The organism is Acinetobacter sp. EKM10A (assembly GCF_011075215.1).
In the GTDB taxonomy this organism is placed as follows: domain Bacteria; phylum Pseudomonadota; class Gammaproteobacteria; order Pseudomonadales; family Moraxellaceae; genus Acinetobacter; species Acinetobacter baumannii.
Window position 1 is genome coordinate 17,189 of sequence record NZ_JAALLK010000018.1, and the last position, 15,562, is coordinate 32,750.

General features: G+C 42.0%; 14 protein-coding genes. 4 read left to right on the forward strand and 10 right to left on the reverse strand.

The genetic code is table 11. The features are described from left to right. Positions 1–84 precede the first annotated feature (84 nt). Complete coding sequence (locus tag G9371_RS16775; RefSeq protein ID WP_000092890.1) at positions 85–798, forward strand: FadR/GntR family transcriptional regulator; 714 nt, start codon at positions 85–87, stop codon at positions 796–798. A 64-nt stretch (positions 799–862) separates the two neighbouring features. Here the strand turns inward: G9371_RS16775 and G9371_RS16780 are convergent, their stop codons facing one another. The 8 genes from G9371_RS16780 to G9371_RS16815 all read right to left on the reverse strand — a co-directional run bounded on the left by G9371_RS16780 (position 863) and on the right by G9371_RS16815 (position 10,514). Further along, positions 863–2,614, reverse strand: a complete 1,752-nt coding sequence (locus tag G9371_RS16780; protein ID WP_029424295.1) for a tannase/feruloyl esterase family alpha/beta hydrolase — start codon at positions 2,612–2,614, stop codon at positions 863–865. 33 nt (positions 2,615–2,647) lie between these two features. Then, positions 2,648–3,037: a PaaI family thioesterase gene (locus G9371_RS16785; RefSeq protein ID WP_024437413.1), complete on the reverse strand. Its 390-nt coding sequence runs from the start codon at positions 3,035–3,037 to the stop codon at positions 2,648–2,650. Positions 3,038–3,077: 40 nt separating this feature from the next. Further along, positions 3,078–3,614, reverse strand: a complete 537-nt coding sequence (locus G9371_RS16790; RefSeq protein WP_029424294.1) for a DUF3237 domain-containing protein — start codon at positions 3,612–3,614, stop codon at positions 3,078–3,080. Positions 3,615–3,670: 56 nt separating this feature from the next. Then, entirely contained in the window at positions 3,671–4,921 is a 1,251-nt protein-coding gene (locus G9371_RS16795; RefSeq protein ID WP_029424293.1) for an OprD family porin, read from the reverse strand. A gap of 81 nt (positions 4,922–5,002) precedes the next feature. Next, positions 5,003–6,142, reverse strand: coding sequence for an acyl-CoA dehydrogenase family protein (locus G9371_RS16800; RefSeq protein ID WP_001119793.1), 1,140 nt, complete (start codon positions 6,140–6,142; stop codon positions 5,003–5,005). Positions 6,143–6,216: 74 nt separating this feature from the next. Next, positions 6,217–8,103, reverse strand: coding sequence for a feruloyl-CoA synthase (locus G9371_RS16805; protein ID WP_171068539.1), 1,887 nt, complete (start codon positions 8,101–8,103; stop codon positions 6,217–6,219). An 82-nt stretch (positions 8,104–8,185) separates the two neighbouring features. Next, a complete protein-coding gene (locus G9371_RS16810) occupies positions 8,186–9,637 on the reverse strand; it encodes an aldehyde dehydrogenase (protein WP_001181809.1) in 1,452 nt (483 codons plus the stop codon). Between the two features lie 37 nt (positions 9,638–9,674). Then, entirely contained in the window at positions 9,675–10,514 is an 840-nt protein-coding gene (locus tag G9371_RS16815) for a p-hydroxycinnamoyl CoA hydratase/lyase (RefSeq protein WP_002040868.1), read from the reverse strand. A gap of 247 nt (positions 10,515–10,761) precedes the next feature. Between G9371_RS16815 and mhpT the strand changes: the two genes are divergently transcribed. From mhpT to G9371_RS16830, 3 genes are all read left to right on the forward strand, one after another. After that, positions 10,762–11,994: a 3-(3-hydroxy-phenyl)propionate transporter MhpT gene (gene mhpT / locus G9371_RS16820; RefSeq protein WP_000411717.1), complete on the forward strand. Its 1,233-nt coding sequence runs from the start codon at positions 10,762–10,764 to the stop codon at positions 11,992–11,994. A 70-nt stretch (positions 11,995–12,064) separates the two neighbouring features. Further along, positions 12,065–12,523: a MarR family winged helix-turn-helix transcriptional regulator gene (locus tag G9371_RS16825; RefSeq protein WP_000252463.1), complete on the forward strand. Its 459-nt coding sequence runs from the start codon at positions 12,065–12,067 to the stop codon at positions 12,521–12,523. Positions 12,524–12,629: 106 nt separating this feature from the next. After that, the gene (locus G9371_RS16830) at positions 12,630–13,322 is read left to right on the forward strand and encodes a GntR family transcriptional regulator (RefSeq protein ID WP_081405555.1); all 693 of its coding nucleotides are present in this window, start codon (positions 12,630–12,632) and stop codon (positions 13,320–13,322) included. Between the two features lie 41 nt (positions 13,323–13,363). Here the strand turns inward: G9371_RS16830 and G9371_RS16835 are convergent, their stop codons facing one another. Together G9371_RS16835 and G9371_RS16840 are read right to left on the reverse strand one after the other, a co-directional pair. Then, entirely contained in the window at positions 13,364–14,308 is a 945-nt protein-coding gene (locus G9371_RS16835; protein ID WP_000382541.1) for a PDR/VanB family oxidoreductase, read from the reverse strand. Between the two features lie 12 nt (positions 14,309–14,320). Further along, positions 14,321–15,397, reverse strand: a complete 1,077-nt coding sequence (locus G9371_RS16840) for an aromatic ring-hydroxylating oxygenase subunit alpha (protein ID WP_029424291.1) — start codon at positions 15,395–15,397, stop codon at positions 14,321–14,323. Positions 15,398–15,562 lie beyond the last annotated feature (165 nt).

Consider the following 15,562-nt stretch of genomic DNA (forward strand, 5'->3'; position numbering starts at 1 on the left):
TAAAAACCGAATATGACTATCGGCTAAGTTTATAGTAAAATGAAATTTATAATTTTTTTCAACATTTCATGAGTTCTTCAGATTATGTCTAGCGCAATTAAACCTAGATCAACAAAAAAACTAAGCCAGATTATTGTAGAACAACTGATCGAAAAAATTCAGTCTGGAGAATTTAAAGTTGGAGAAAAGATCCCGACCGAACTTGAATTAATTGAAACTTTTGAAGTAAGCCGTTCTGTCATTCGCGAAGCAATTACTGAGTTGCGTTCATTAGGATTTGTCGAGACTCGTCACGGGATTGGTACTTTTGTAAAAGAGCAGACTGTTGAGCAAAACTTTCTGTTGTCTAATGCCAGTTTAGAAACCATTAATGACATTATTTCCTTGCTTGAGCTTCGGATTAGCCTTGAGTCTGAAGCTGTCTTTTTAGCATCTGAGCGCCGTAAGCAAATCCATATTGATAAAATGAAAGCTGCGCTTGAAGACTTTGAACGACATATTTCTTCAGATGCAAATGATGGTACGGTAAAAGCTGACTATGATTTCCATATTGCCATTGCTGAAGCTTCTGAAAACCAATATTTCGTTGATTTTTTGAAGTATCTGGGTGAAAAAATTATTCCACGTGCACGTGTTAAATCTATTGAGCAAAGTCCTGAAAATCGCGAAGAATATTTAAAAGCGGTTCACCATGATCATGTCAATATTTATAACGCAATTGTCGATCAGGATGGTTTGTTGGCTAGACAAATGATGCGAGCTCATTTGTCTAAAAGTATTAAAAAGTTTAAGCAGTAAAGCTTGAGCTAAGATTAAGATAAAAAAGAGAGCTTATTTAAGCTCTCTTTTAATTTTTTGGGTGCTATTTACAGCTAAAGTTTTCAGCTTTTTCGCTATCGCCTTGACCATTGTAACGAGCAATCAGTGGGTAAGGGCAAAGTGGACGAGTACGGTCAGGCGCCCAGTCTTGAGGAAGTTCAGTATTCACTTGTCCATTCGGATTACCTGCGCCGCGTGCAGTCGCAATGATTTTGTCAGGTGCTTGCCCATATTCCACCCAATTAACTAAAGCAGTCAATGCGTCAAATTGGTCGGTCGCAATGCCATCACGGGTATGGTTCATACCCGGAACTCTAAAGAAACGCGCAAATTCAGGCGCTGTACCTTTCGCATCATTTTTATAGTGTTGTAGCAGTTGATCGTACCAATTTTGGGTGTCATCTACAGAGAAAACGCCATCTGCTGTGCCTTGTACTACAATCATTTTTCCACCGTGATTACGGAGTTTATCTAGATTGAGTTCATCGGGTGGCATCATGAATGACATGGAACTTTCGGTATATACATCATTGGTTGCCGAGAGTTTTGGATAGTCGGTATCGAAGTTAAAATTAAAGGCAAATTGTCTAGAGTTTTGAGTCACAGTTGGGTCTGGTGGAACCTGAAAAAGAATGCCGACTGCAACGGGGTCACGTGCTGTTCCCACCGAAGATTCGAATTTCCAGCTTGCCCAGTTACTACCGACTAAACCGGGGTCGAAAGGCTGGGTTGCATAGAGCGCTTGTCCAGCCGAATTTACAGGACCTCGGTAAATGTTGGCTAATACTTCAATTTGTTCGGTGCTTAAACAAGTACCATCTCTTGTGCTTGAGCAAACGGGTACATGCTTATGAATATCAAAAGCTGTACGACAAGATTCGACATCTTGAACCAGTCCATCTGCAACACCGTCTAAAGCATCGCATCGATCTAAAATCGCTTTTGCTAATACTTTACGCTCTGAAAGAGTAAGTGCGGTACTTAGGTCATTTTCATCTGTTGCGACACGACGGAGCTGCTGTGCTGTATAGAGTTGAGCCGCAGCTGCACGAGGTAAGTGAAAACCTGGTGTACTTGCTAAAATTCCATCATATTGGTCGCCCAAACGAGTTGCAGCAATCATGGCATGACGCCCACCGTTAGATGTACCGCCTGCATAGGAGCGGTCTGGCAATTTACCATATGCGGCTTTAATTAGGTTTTTTGCCATAGGCGTGAGTTTGGTAATTGCACCATAACCGTAGTCAATTCTGGCTTGAGGGTCTAAACCAAACATTGGATTTTGTGAAGCATTATGTCCTGCGTCGGAAGAAATGACCGCAAAACCATCATGTAGGGCATTGGTGAGTGGACCGCCGCTGCCGACCTGACCCGTTGCAGGCACTATGTTGCCATCGGTTCCGCCATTACCTTGATAGAGGAAACGGCCGTTCCAATCAACAGGTAAACGCATTTCAAAACCAATTTGATAAGTTTGTCCATCGACAGGGCTTACCCGTTGATCCATATAACCCTTGACCAAACAATGTGCACCAATCGGTTTATTGGCGACCGTCAATGTGCCTGCTTCTTGAAGGGTAGCTGAGCTAATAACGGTATTGTTGTACTGAAATCCGAGTAAGTCTGAACAGCTTCCTGTCATTTTTACGCCAACAGCAGGAGACAACTGCGGTGGTTTGGTTGTTGAGGGAACCGTTGTGTCATCATTATCACTTCCACAGCCTGCCAAAGAACCAAGCATGGCAAGCACTAAAGCGGAGTGCATCAAAATTCGTTTATTGTTGGTGTAATTCATTTATTCATATCCTTATTGAATGAATGTTTGTAATTAATCTAAAACCAGAAAATTAGCTGTGCTTCGTGCAATCATTTTGTTGTTTTGCCAAGCTTCACTTTCGAGATTCAGTACGGTTTTGCCTTGTTTAATGAATCGGCATTTTGTAATGACTTCGCCCACAGCACAGGGCTTTAAAAAATCCATCGTTAAGTTAATGGTAGTAGCGGGTTTATGGTCATTGGCGAGATATGCAAAAAGTCCCATCACATCGTCAAGCATGGCGCAGATCATGCCGCCTTCAACGGTGCCGCGTGGATTGGTAAAGCTTTCTAGGGCTGTGTAGTGGATGGTGAGTTCAGTGTTTTGGTCATTCCAATGGATATTATGTCCACCCAAATGGTGATGGATGGGCGGTAAGTGTTCTAAAGTTTTTTGATCCATAATGAAGGGTCCATCCTTTTTGTAGGTGTTATAAAAATTATTATTTCAGGGTATAGGCATCATAAATAACAGCTTTACCCAAACGTATTGCACTACCTACTGCAACGGTCTGGTTAAGCCATGAATATTTGGGTGAGCTGGTTTCAAACTGCATGGTAATTTTGAAATAGTAATTTTTCGGGTCGACATCTTTGCCTTGGGCAAGCTGTTTTAGCGTCTCTGCCGAGCCATGGCGGTAACCTTTGGTTTGAAGGTAAATAAGCGCACCATCATCGGTTTCTAACAAATATCGCGTATCAATAATGGCCAGTCCTTTACTGTCGACAATTTGCCAATCTGCGCCATTATTTAAAATGCGGCCCTTAAGGGATTTACCTTCAAATGTCCCGCCTGTAATAGGAATAACTCGGCGTTTACCTGCATCACTGGTGGTGCCTAACTCCCAAACAGGCGCATTTAGATCAACACTAAATTTTGCTAAAGGTTCAAGCTGAATAGGTGGTGGGCTATATTGCGTTTCGGCATGAGTTAGGCCAATGAGACAAATTCCGCAGAGTAGCGTTAAAACTTTCTTCATGATGAATTTCCCGAAATAAAAAGAGGTTCTATGTGTGACAGAACCTCTGGTTTTAATTATTTAAATTTCCATGTGTAGTCGATGTTGATACGGGTTTCGTTTACAGGTTTGATATTCGCTGTAGAGAGCATGTTGTTGTCATAAATGGCGTAGCGCGCGCGTAACCCTAGATTTTTTAACCAGCCACTTTGAATGGTGTAGCCTAAATCAAAGTCTGTTTCGCGTTCTTTTAGATTGGTTCCGCCTAAATTGGGTGCATAAATATTGTGACCTGTGGTGTAACGGGTCATAAAACGTAAACCCGGAACATAATCTTTAAAGTCATATTCATAACGGAAGCTATAGGCTTTTTCTTTTGGGTTTAAAAACTCGCCCGGCCATGTATCAATAAGAAGTCCAGTTTCACCTCCCGTTAAATACGGGAACGCGGTGTCGCCATGATGTTGGAAAGTCCCAAAAATAAATTTATGGTTTTGATGTTTAAGTTCGAAATGCGCATGATAGAGGTCATTATCGACTAAGCCTGCTTTTGCTTGTCCGTCATCTCGGCTGCGGTAGTAGCGTAATTGTGAACTAAAGTTGGTGGTGTCATTAATTTTATGTTGGTGTAAAGCGCCGACCATGGTTTGGTTATAAAGATCGTCAACATCCATGTAAAAAGCTGTGAGCTTCAATGCAGGATTAAACTGATAGTTTCCACCTAAGTAATAAAGCCCATCAGTTTCAGCACTTTTAAAGCGTCCATTTACGCCTGAAATTTTAATTTTTTCATAGTTGGTCGAATCCCGATGATTCACTTTATCGAGGTAGGCTGCCTGTAAATCAAAATCTTTAATATCTTTACTGGTCAGTGAAATGCCTCGATAGGTTTGAGGAAGCAAACGAGCAGGTGAAGCCACTAAAACTGGGTTCATCGGCATTAGCGTACCGATGCGTAGCTCGGTCTGGCTCATTTTCGCTTTTGCTGTGACCCCAATTTCGCCATAAGAGTCAGCAGGCTCATTGGTGCGCGTGTCTCTAGGTAAGTTTCCTGTACCGCCATGCTCGGCATCAGCATCGAGTTTAAAGCCTGCCGTTGCAAGCACATCCAGCCCAAAACCGACAGTCCCTTCGGTATAACCTGAATTGGCTTTAAGAATAAAACCTTGTGTCCAGTCCTTGGCAGCAGGGTAAGCAGATTGCTCTTGGTAGTCGCGGTCAAAATAGAAATTTCGCGTGGTGAGTTCTACTGAACTGTTATCAATAAAACTGCCAGCCCACACTGAACCTGAGAGCATAAGGGTAGAGTACATCCATAATTTCGACATAGCATTTCTTCCTGAAATAACATTTTTTGTTTTCAACAAGGCATAGTTGTTGTGTCTGCCTTGTTTGGTTTTTAAATCGAATTATTTTCCGAGCAGTTCTCGGGCGACGATTTCTTTCATAATCTCATTGGTTCCCCCATAAATTTTTTGTACCCGCGCATCCACAAAAAAGCGTGAAATCGGGTATTCCTGCATGTAACCGTAGCCACCAAAAAGCTGAAGTAATTGGTCAATCACTTCACATTGGACATCGGTAATAAAGCATTTCAGTGCGGCAACTTGAGTCACGCTTAACTGGTGTTGTTGATAAAGCGCCGCACATTGGTCTACAAAAGCTTGGGTGGCTTTGGCTTTGATTTGCGCGTTTGCGAGCACGAAGCGTGTGTTTTGCATGTGGCTTAAAGGTTGCCCGAAAGCTTTACGCTCTAATACATAGTCTTTGGTCAGTTCGATAGCGCCTAAAATTGACCCCAAAGCCATCATGGAAATACTCAAACGTTCGCGAGGTAACTCTTGCATTAAATAAGCAAAGCCTTGTCCTTCTTCCCCCAAACGCTGAGTTACAGGCACACAAACATCATCAAAAAATAGTTCGGCTGTATCTTGGGCATGGAGTCCGATTTTTTGTAAAGAGCGGCCTTTTTTAACACCGTCTAAAGCTGCATCAACTAAAAAAATCGAAATACCTTTTGCTTTGGCTTGAGGATCAGTTTTTGCTACCAGAACGATCAGGTCGGCATGCAAGCCATTTGAGATAAACGTTTTTGAACCATTCACACGATATTGGCCATTTTCTAAAATGGCTTGAGTGCGTATAGCCTGTAAGTCTGAACCCGCATTGGCCTCTGTCATGGCAATTGCAGTGACGACTTCACCTGTCACCATTTTGGGTAACCAATAACGTTTTTGCTCTTCGGATCCGATATTTTGTAGATAAGGAGAGACCAACTCATTTTGCCCACCAATGGCAACAGCTAAAGACGCAAAGCCCGCTTGAGCAGTTTCTTGAACCAGCATGAGGGAGTAATGAACAGGAGCGCCATAGCCGCCATATTCCTCAGGCACATCAACACACAAAAAACCATTTTCCCCAAGACGAAGCCATAGATCACGTGGGATAAGGCCATCGTGTTCCCATTGTTCGTAGTATGGAGCAACCTGTTCTTTTAAGAACCTGCGATAGCTGTCCCGAAATAGTTCAAATTCTGTATCGTGTGGCATATTGAACCTTTTTTTGGCAAAAGTGAGGCTAAGGCCCAAACCGAAATTTGAGCTTCCTTTTTTATTTCAATTGCTTATTGTTTTAAGGTGGGCACCCGAATAATCAGTGGGTTATCAGTCTGCTTTTGATAAAGCTCATCAATTAAAGCGGCACGACGTTTCGTAATACTGCTTTGATTAAGGTTGCCTTTATCGGTCACTTCGCCGGCATCTAACTGAGGTGGCTCGGTCATTAAATAAAGCATTGAGACTGTATTTGAGCTGCCAGTCGCATCTTTATTAAAGGTCGTTAAAAATTGGCGGAACCATTGTTGGACTTTAGGGTGTTGCAGTATCTCTGCTGCAGAATGTTCGCCCAGCTTAAGACCTGCATATTGAGCACAAGCGTCTAATTTTGGAAAAATCAGAAAACCAATAGCATTCAGGTTTGAACCAGTAATACAAACATCTTGGATGAGTAAATTACCTTGAATAAGCACTTTGTTGCGTAGTGTGCCGACATTCACAAAAGTGCCTGTATTGAGTTTAAAGTCTTCGGCAATTCGTCCGTCGTACATTAGGCCTTTGGTTGGATCATTGACATCGACTAAACGAACGGCATCGCCTGTATGGAAAAAGCCTTCATCATCAAAAATAGTACTTTGTTGGTCCGACTTTAAGCGCCAATAGCCTTTCATGACGTGTTTGCCACGAACGCAAAACTCAAGTTTGTCACCACATGGAACTAGCTTAATTTCGCATCCCGGAGCAGGGTAACCAATAAAGCCAGCCATTACGCGTGGGCCAGTTGTAAAAGCACAAGAGGGAGCAGTTTCGGTCATGCCCAATCCGCTCATAATGCGGATTTTTTCTCCGCAATGTTGCTGAGCAATTTTATCGAGTCTGTTCCAGCCCGCTTCTGAAAGTGCAGCACCGGCAAAGAATAAAATTTTAACTTTGGCAAAAAAGCGCTCTCTTAATTCTTCATCTTTTTCTAACGCTTCGGTGAGTTCTTCCCAACCTTTTGGCACATTTAAATAAACGGTTGGAGAAATTTCTTTGAGATTACGAATGGTTTCGTCAAATTTTCCTGCAACGGGTTTGCCATCATCAATGTAAATGGTACCGCCGTTATAGAGTGCGATGCCGACATTGTGACTGCCGCCAAATGTGTGGTGCCAAGACAACCAGTCGAGTAGGACAGGCGGCGTTTCTTCAAACTCAGGGAAAGTCTGCAATAACATTTGCTGATTAACACACAACATTAAATGTGTGGTCGGTACAGCCTTAGGTAATTTAGTTGAACCTGATGTAAACAGAAATTTGGCAATCTGGTTTTCATCAAGGGTTTGATAAAACTCTTGAACATTTGAAACTGGTGTATCTAACAGCGATTGAAAAGACGTGCAGATCTGATCGCCCACTATTCCTTTATTGGTCACCACTTCAATATCGGATGTAATGCATGCCTGAATGGCTTTGGCAAAAGCTTGTCCATCGCTGGCATAAACCATACCAGGTGTCAGCACTTCAAACACATGTTTGAGTTTGCCGAAGTCTTGAGAAATCAGAGAGTAGGCAGGGGAAATAGCCGAGAAAGGCACACCCGCCAGCATGGCACCCATAGAGAGTGTTAAATGTTCGAGATCATTACCACTTAAAATGATGAGTGGTCGTTCTTGGCTTAAATTACGGTCATGCAAAGCCTGAGCAATGTGCCATGCGCGTTGTAGAACTTCTGCATAACTCAGTTTGACCCATTCGCCTTGAGCATTGCGTTTTGCTGCAAAAATATGGTCGGGTTTGGTTTGTGCAAAATGAATTAACCGATCTGTCAGTTTTTGTGGATACGGTTTTAATTGCTCTTTTGGGCTGATATAGAGCGTTTGATCTTTATAGTGATAATGAATATCGTGTTGCCCTAATTTTACGAACCGTTCGCGGTCTTGTGATTGAGTGGCATTCATTTGCATTTCTTTCACTCCATGGAAAGCGCATCACTGCGCTTTATTTTTTTGCATCATGCAATTTTTATTTAATCTGTTTGTCTTCGTATTAGCCTGACTAAATCGGGTAATGACGTGATTGGGTTTGAATGGTAACCCAGCGTAAATCGGTAAACTCGGCAATAGATGCTTTACTACCAAATCGTCCGTATCCACTCGATTTTGTTCCGCCAAATGGCATTTGAGCTTCGTCATGTACGGTTGCGCCGTTAATATGACAAATACCCGAATCAATCTGTTTAGCGACTTCTAATGCTTGTGAAATATTCTGGCTAAACACTGCCGAAGACAGACCAAACTCGCTGTCATTTGCCAGTACTATGCCTTCTTCAATGCTTGAAAAACGTTGAACTGTGCATACAGGTCCAAATGATTCTTCGCGGTAAAGCAGCATGTCAGGTTTAATATTGAGCACCAGCGTCGGTTGCATGGTGGTATCTTCAATATGGATGCCTAAAGGTAAGTCAGCCCCTTTGTTTTGAGCATCTTCCAGCAAATGCTGAATACGGTTTGCAGCGCGGCAACTTTCTAAAACACCGAGTACATTGTCTTTTGAAGTTGGATTACCTGCCCGAATAGAGCGAGTTTTTTCAATCAGTTTTTCAATAAATTGGTCGGCAATATTGTCTTGAACCAAAACACGTTCGGTCGACATACAAATTTGCCCCTGATTAAAGAACGCTCCAAAAGCGACTGCATTTACGGCTTCATTAATGTCAGCTTCATTTAAAACCACGACAGGGGCCTTACCACCCAATTCAAGTAAAACAGGTTTTAAGTATTTAGCAGCAGTCTCGGCAATAATTTTGCCGACTTTGGTTGAACCGGTAAAATTAATGCGTTTCACGGCTGGATGAGACACTAAGCGCTCCACAATTTGTGGTGCATCTTCAGCGGCATGCGTAATCACATTGACCACACCTTCACCTAGACCTGCTTCATGTAACACTTCACCAATTAAACGATGTGTTGCTGGACAAGCTTCAGATGCTTTTAATACCACCGTGTTACCACAAGCCAAAGGCATAGCAAGCGCACGTGTTGCCAAAATGACAGGGGCATTCCAAGGTGCAATTCCTACAATCACACCACAAGGAACTCGCACACCCATCGCAAGATTGCCCGGCACATCTGACGGAATCAGACTTCCGTCAATTTGTGTGGTCATGGCTGCGGCTTCACGTAACATGTTGGCAGCAAGATGAACGTTAAACCCATACCATGTTGCAGTTGAACCTGTTTCTTGCATTCCAGTTTCAATGAATTGCTCGGTTTTTTGGTCCATTAAATCGGCTGCTTTTAATAAACGTAAGCGACGTTCGGTAGGCGAGAGTTTCGACCATACTTTAAAAGCTTGCTGTGCCGAATCGATTGCACGATCAACATCTTCCAATGTTGCAGCAGCAGCTTTAGTTGCTACCGTTCCATCAATTGGACTAATACGCTCAAAAGTTGCCTGATTTGATGCATCAACAGATTGACCGTGAATAAGTAACTGTACATTTTGCATGGGTTGCGTCCTTACATTGCCATTAAAGAATCAAAAGTTAACCAGTACGTTTATAGCTCTGTAAACCCGGTTTAATTGATTTTTCATCTAAGAATTGTTTCAAACCTTCTTGGCGACCATTTTCAGTATCGCGGTGGATACATTGATCGAGTTTGGCATATAAGTAATCTTCGTTTTGGTCCCATGTCAGTTCACGGCAACGCTTAAAGCCATTTTTAGCAGTACGAAGAACTACTGGGTTTTTCTCGAGTAAGCAATTTGCAAGTTCAGTTACTTCTGCTTTTAATTGGGCAAGCGGTACGCTTTTGTTCACAAGACCCATGGTTTCGGCTTCTTTACCGCTAAAAGTTTTACCCGTCATGATGTAATACAAAGATGCACGATGACCTACCGTATCTGCCATTGCTTTGCTTACAAGGTTGCCCGGTGGGATGCCCCAGTTAATTTCAGATAAACCGAAAGTTGCTTCATCTGCTGCAATTGCTAGGTCACACGCCACTAAAGGTGAGAAACCGCCTCCGAAGCACCAGCCGTTGACCATAGCAATGGTTGGTTTTGAATACATACGAAGAAGTTGCCACTGCCAGCGACATGAGTCACGACGAATACGCTCTTGGAAAATCTCAGGTTGAGTGTCGACTTCACGGAAATATTCCTTCAAATCCATACCCGCTGTCCAAGAGTCGCCTGCACCGGTCAGAACCAAAACTTTAGCATTTTGATCAAGCTCAAGGGTTTCAAGCACATCAATCATTTCACGATTGAGGGTTGGGCTCATGGCATTTTTCTTTTCAGGGCGGTTTAAAGTGACCCATGCAATTCCATCTTCAACTTTAACATCTACTGTTTCCCAGCGGTTTTCATAACTCATCTTCATACTCCTTGAATGATTTCTTGCTGTGCTGGGATTTAATCTAATATCAGTTAAACTTACATTCAAGTCTTTTTTGGAAAATTTCATAAATATTTTATAATTTGTTGTATTTTAAAAATTAATTATTTTAAAAATTAATTTTAAATAAAAATATGTTGATTTTTTAATAAGTTTAACTGATATTTTTGGTGTGTTTAAAAATAATACACAAAGGGCTAAATGGAACGACTAGTCAATAAAGGACAACACAATGGAAAAAATATCAGGACAGCCTTCAAGGGCAAAAATCACGTTGCTACTGTGCTTTGCCATAGCGATTTTTGAAGGCTTTGATCTTCAATCAATGGGGGTAGCCGCTCCACGAATGCGGGCTGAGTTTATGTTAGATAATGCCCAGATGGCGTGGGCATTTAGTGCTGCAATTTTGGGAACACTCCCAGGCGCAATATTAGGTGGTCGGTTTGCCGATATTGTCGGGCGTAAGAAAATTCTGATTTTTAGTATCTTACTTTTTGGAATTATGTCTTTGCTAACCGCCTATGCGGCCAATTTTAGTCTGTTACTGCTTATTCGTTTTTGTACGGGTTTGGGAATGGGTGGGGCGCTACCCATGATGATTACGCTTGCCTCTGAAGCTGTACCTGACCAGCACAAAGGTACTGCGGTTAGTGTGATGTATAGTGGCATTCCTTTTGGTGGCTTACTCACTTCCGTCGTTGCTATGTCGTTGGCAGGCGATGCAGAGTGGCGTCATATTTTCTATATCGGGGGGATTGCGCCTATTTTACTAATCCCACTGATTATGCGCTTTTTACCTGAGTCAAATGACTACCTGCAACGCAAAGTTCAAGCACAGCAAACCACGCCATTCTTTGAGGTTTTATTTGCCAAAGAGCGTCGTATGTCGACCATTCAGCTTTGGATAAGCTTTTTCTGCACGCTGGTGGTGTTGTATTTCTTGTTGAACTGGTTGCCGTTACTCATGGGTGCGCAGGGATTATCAAAACTACAGGCGAACTATGTACAGATGGGCTATAACGTTGGCGGAATTTTAGGTTCGGTTCTGATGGGCGTATTGCTTGATAAATTACGCATGAGCTTTGTGATTAAGCTAATTTATCTCGGCATTTTATTCTCACTATGCTGTTTAGCAATTTCTCCAACCGTTGCTTTACTTGCACTTTCGGCAGTGGGTTGTGGCTTATTCATTGTGGGTGGGCAATCGGCGTTGTATGGTTTGGCTGCCATGTATTATCCAACCGAAATGCGTGGAACCGGAGTTGGCGCTGCGGTTGCAATCGGGCGTATTGGTTCGTTTGCTGGACCTTTAATGGCTGGTTTTTTACTCTCGCTTGGGCAAAGCTCGACCATCGTGATTGGTTCAAGTATTCCAGTGATTTTAATTGCAGCGATCTCTGCATTACTTCTTGTCAAAAAACCTAAACAGCCTGTACATTTAGTACAAAGCTCAGGTGCTCGCTAAGTTTTAACGAAAGTATGGGGTTAGAACCTCATACTTTCACTACAGATTTTCTTATGATGATTGAAAGGTTATGGTACGTTCGAATTTAGTTCAAAAAAAAGTAGAAGATGAGCCTAAGTTAAGTTACATGATTGCTCGTGTTGACCGAATTATTAGTAAACATTTAACAGAACATTTAAAAGAGCTTGAAATTACCTTACCGCAATTTACCGCACTTTCTGTTTTAGCTTCAAAAAGTAATTTATCCAATGCCAAGCTTGCTGAGCGTTCTTTCATAAAGCCTCAATCTGCCAATAAAATCTTGCAAGATTTACTGGTCAATGGCTGGATTGAGAAAAAACCGGACCCGACACATGGCCGCCGTATTTTAATTACCCTGACCGAAAGCGGGATTGAAAAATTAAACAAATGCAATGAAGTGGTTTTAAAAGTCGAAGAAAAAATGCTTGAAGGCATTGATATTAACTTGGCTTATTTAATTCGTAATAATCTCGATATTATGGTGAATAACCTTAAAAATTTTAAATAAGTGTGTTTGTTTAGGTTGAGTTAAATTGCTAAGTACTGATTCACACAGAAAATTGATTTCATTTTGCAAATGAACTTGCTAGCATCGAAGTGACGTTTTTGATGATGTGTGGCAACGAATGTCTTCAGGACAACAAGTTTTACTAAAACTAAGAAAAATGATTATTTCAGGGGAACTTGAAGGCGGTGCCAGAATTGCCGAGATTCCTACTGCCGAGTTACTTGGCGTTTCACGCCAGCCTGTTCGTATAGCCTTTCGGTTGCTCGAACAAGAAGGTCTCCTCATTAAAAACCCAACTCGTGGTTATACGGTTCGTGAAATTTCCGGAAAACTGGTGCATGACGCACTTGAAGTACGCGGTGTGCTTGAAGGGTTGGCTGCGAAAACTTTGGCAGAGCAAGGCTTAAGCGAAGATCAGAAAAAGACGTTGCAACATTGCATTCAGGAAACTGAAAAACTCTTTAATGAAAAAGACGAGTTTGGTGATGCTGAGCTAGAACGTTATCATCATTTTAATGTCATCTTTCATGACACCATTATTGAGGGGGCGCAAAACGTTGCGCTCATCCAAGCCTTAGCAAAAAACAACCAATTGCCAATGGCTTCTGCCCAAGCCATTACCTATGACCAGAACCAAGCTTTATCGGAATATCGCCGTTTGCACTATGCGCATTTACAGCATTGTTCGATTTTCGATGCATTGGTAAATCGTCAGGCAGGGCGTGCTGAAACCTTAATGCGCGAACACAGTAGTGTGGTGATTTTAGGTGAAACGCTAAGAAATGTTCTCAGCGCTTAAAGTGAAAAGTTCCTTTATTTTTGAATAAAGGAACTCCAGAATTAAAGCTCAATTACAAGATGTTTAGTTTTTGCACGAGAACAACAAGGCGTAAATTGGTCATTTAGTGCATGTTCCTCATCGGTCATAAATAAATCGCGATGATCAGGTATACCTTCTACAACACGGGTAATACATGTGCCGCAAATGCCTTGTTCACATGAAACAGGAATATCAAAACCATTCGCAATTAATGCTTCAGTAGCAGTCTGCTCTGGCAATACTTCAATTCGGCGGCTTGTACCTTTCACTTCAATTGTAAAAGCTTCATCATTAGACGTATCTACTTTTTGCGCGACAAAATGCTCTTGATGTAACTGTTCGCTATGCCAACCTGCTTGTTCGGCCGCGTTCATGACAAACTGCATAAATCCTGTAGGTCCACATACATATAAGTGTCTATGTGGTGAAGCTCGGCCCAAAACCTCTGCCATATTACATTCGGTATCTGGCTGATCTTGAATATGAAAATGGACTTGTTCACCAAAGTGCTCGGTTAAGTTGCCATAAAAGGCAATCATTTCATGACTACGAACAAAGTAGTGTAATTTAAAAGGAATATTGGCCGACTTAAGCCGATACGCCATCGACAAAATAGGGGTAATACCAATACCGCCTGCAAATAAAACCGCTTGCTTTGTGTGAGGGTGAATTTCAAATAAATTACGCGGCTCACCAATTTTTAAATGATCGCCTTCACGATATTCAGTGTGAATGCAACGTGAACCACCGCGTGAATTGGCATCATGTAAAACACCAATGACATAGCGATGTTTTTCAGTGCAGCAGTTTGAAAGTGAATACTGACGGGTGAGGCCATTTTTCAGATGCACATCAATGTGTGCACCTGCTTCAAAACTCGGCAGCTCTGTACCATTTGCTGCAACCAATTCAAATGCACGAATGGTCGGGGTGAGCTGGTGAATTTTTTGAATGATAACGTCCATGTTCATGCTCCTTTAAATAATCCGAATGTTTGGAAACTTCTGTGTGGACGTTTCAGGAGGTGTTTTATTTTCTTCGGCAAGGAGTCGGTCAATGACCTTACGGGACTGGACACCACCTGCGTCGATATTGAGCATCAGTAACTTGCGATGTGGATTGTTTAAAATGTTTTGCTGCTGTTGCTCCAGCATTTCTAAATCTTCAGTAAAGATTTTGCCTTGGCCTTCACGAATTTGATCGGTGAGTTCAGCATTATCTGGCTGGAAGTTACGCGCCATTCCCCAGAAATACCAATGTGATGTTTCAGTTTCCGGTGTAATAAAATCGACCACAATTGAGGACACTTTTTTGTCTTTCGGTGCGTGATAACCACCATGTCCAGCATGCGCTACACCTACTTCAATGTGGACATTACTTGGCGCAAAGAAGTGGCAACGTTGCCAACGGTCGACAGGTACATCATCTGCTAAATGATTGCCGCGAAGGGCCATTTGCCAAAATGGAGGTGCGATCACATTTTCCATATAGCGTTCGGTAATGACATGGTCACCGTCAACTTTAGTCACTGGCAGGGCTTCATCAATTTCTTTTTGCCCAATACTGCTTGAGTGAACATAGGTCTCATGGGTTAAATCCATTAGATTGTCGATCATTAGGCGATAGTCGCACTGAATGTGAAACAAGCCTCCGCCATAGCTCCATTCCGGATGATCTGCCCATTCTAAAGTTGGGAGTTTTGCTTCATCTGCTAAAGCCTTTTCACCTGGCCATACCCAAATAAAGCCGAACTTTTCAACAACTGCATATGCTTTGTTGCAAGGGAAACCATTTACACGTTGGGCTGGCATTGAAATGGTCTTTCCGTCACAACCCATGACTAAGCCATGATAACCACAGACAAGATTGCCATCTTCGACATAGCCAAGTGAGAGTGGGGCACCACGATGCGGACAAAAATCTTCAACGGCTGCAACTTGGTTTTCTTTACCACGATAAAAAACGATTTTTTCACCACAGATGGTGCGACCTAATGGTTTATCTTGGATTTCTTCTGGACGGCAAGCTACATACCAAGCATTTTTAATAAACATTTGTGACGACTCCTTATCACTTATTGGATCCAATTTATAATAAATAAAAATATTGGTCAATTGATAAGCAGTATATTTATTCAAAAATATTGTTCTTTAAAGTTGGTTAATTTGTATATTTTTAACTATTGTTAAGGACTTATACGTTTCTTTGGAGTTTTTGGG

Excerpts from the sequence above, each read along its gene's own strand:
- G9371_RS16825 (WP_000252463.1), top strand. The coding sequence starts at position 12,065 with ATGGTACGTTCGAATTTAGTTCAAAAAAAAGTAGAAGATGAGCCTAAG.
- G9371_RS16775 (WP_000092890.1), top strand. The coding sequence starts at position 85 with ATGTCTAGCGCAATTAAACCTAGATCAACAAAAAAACTAAGCCAGATT.
- G9371_RS16780 (WP_029424295.1), bottom strand. The coding sequence starts at position 2,614 with ATGAATTACACCAACAATAAACGAATTTTGATGCACTCCGCTTTAGTG.
- G9371_RS16840 (WP_029424291.1), bottom strand. The coding sequence starts at position 15,397 with ATGTTTATTAAAAATGCTTGGTATGTAGCTTGCCGTCCAGAAGAAATC.
- G9371_RS16785 (WP_024437413.1), bottom strand. The coding sequence starts at position 3,037 with ATGGATCAAAAAACTTTAGAACACTTACCGCCCATCCATCACCATTTG.
- G9371_RS16795 (WP_029424293.1), bottom strand. The coding sequence starts at position 4,921 with ATGTCGAAATTATGGATGTACTCTACCCTTATGCTCTCAGGTTCAGTG.
- G9371_RS16800 (WP_001119793.1), bottom strand. The coding sequence starts at position 6,142 with ATGCCACACGATACAGAATTTGAACTATTTCGGGACAGCTATCGCAGG.
- G9371_RS16815 (WP_002040868.1), bottom strand. The coding sequence starts at position 10,514 with ATGAAGATGAGTTATGAAAACCGCTGGGAAACAGTAGATGTTAAAGTT.
- G9371_RS16790 (WP_029424294.1), bottom strand. The coding sequence starts at position 3,614 with ATGAAGAAAGTTTTAACGCTACTCTGCGGAATTTGTCTCATTGGCCTA.
- G9371_RS16835 (WP_000382541.1), bottom strand. The coding sequence starts at position 14,308 with ATGGACGTTATCATTCAAAAAATTCACCAGCTCACCCCGACCATTCGT.
- G9371_RS16810 (WP_001181809.1), bottom strand. The coding sequence starts at position 9,637 with ATGCAAAATGTACAGTTACTTATTCACGGTCAATCTGTTGATGCATCA.
- mhpT (WP_000411717.1), top strand. The coding sequence starts at position 10,762 with ATGGAAAAAATATCAGGACAGCCTTCAAGGGCAAAAATCACGTTGCTA.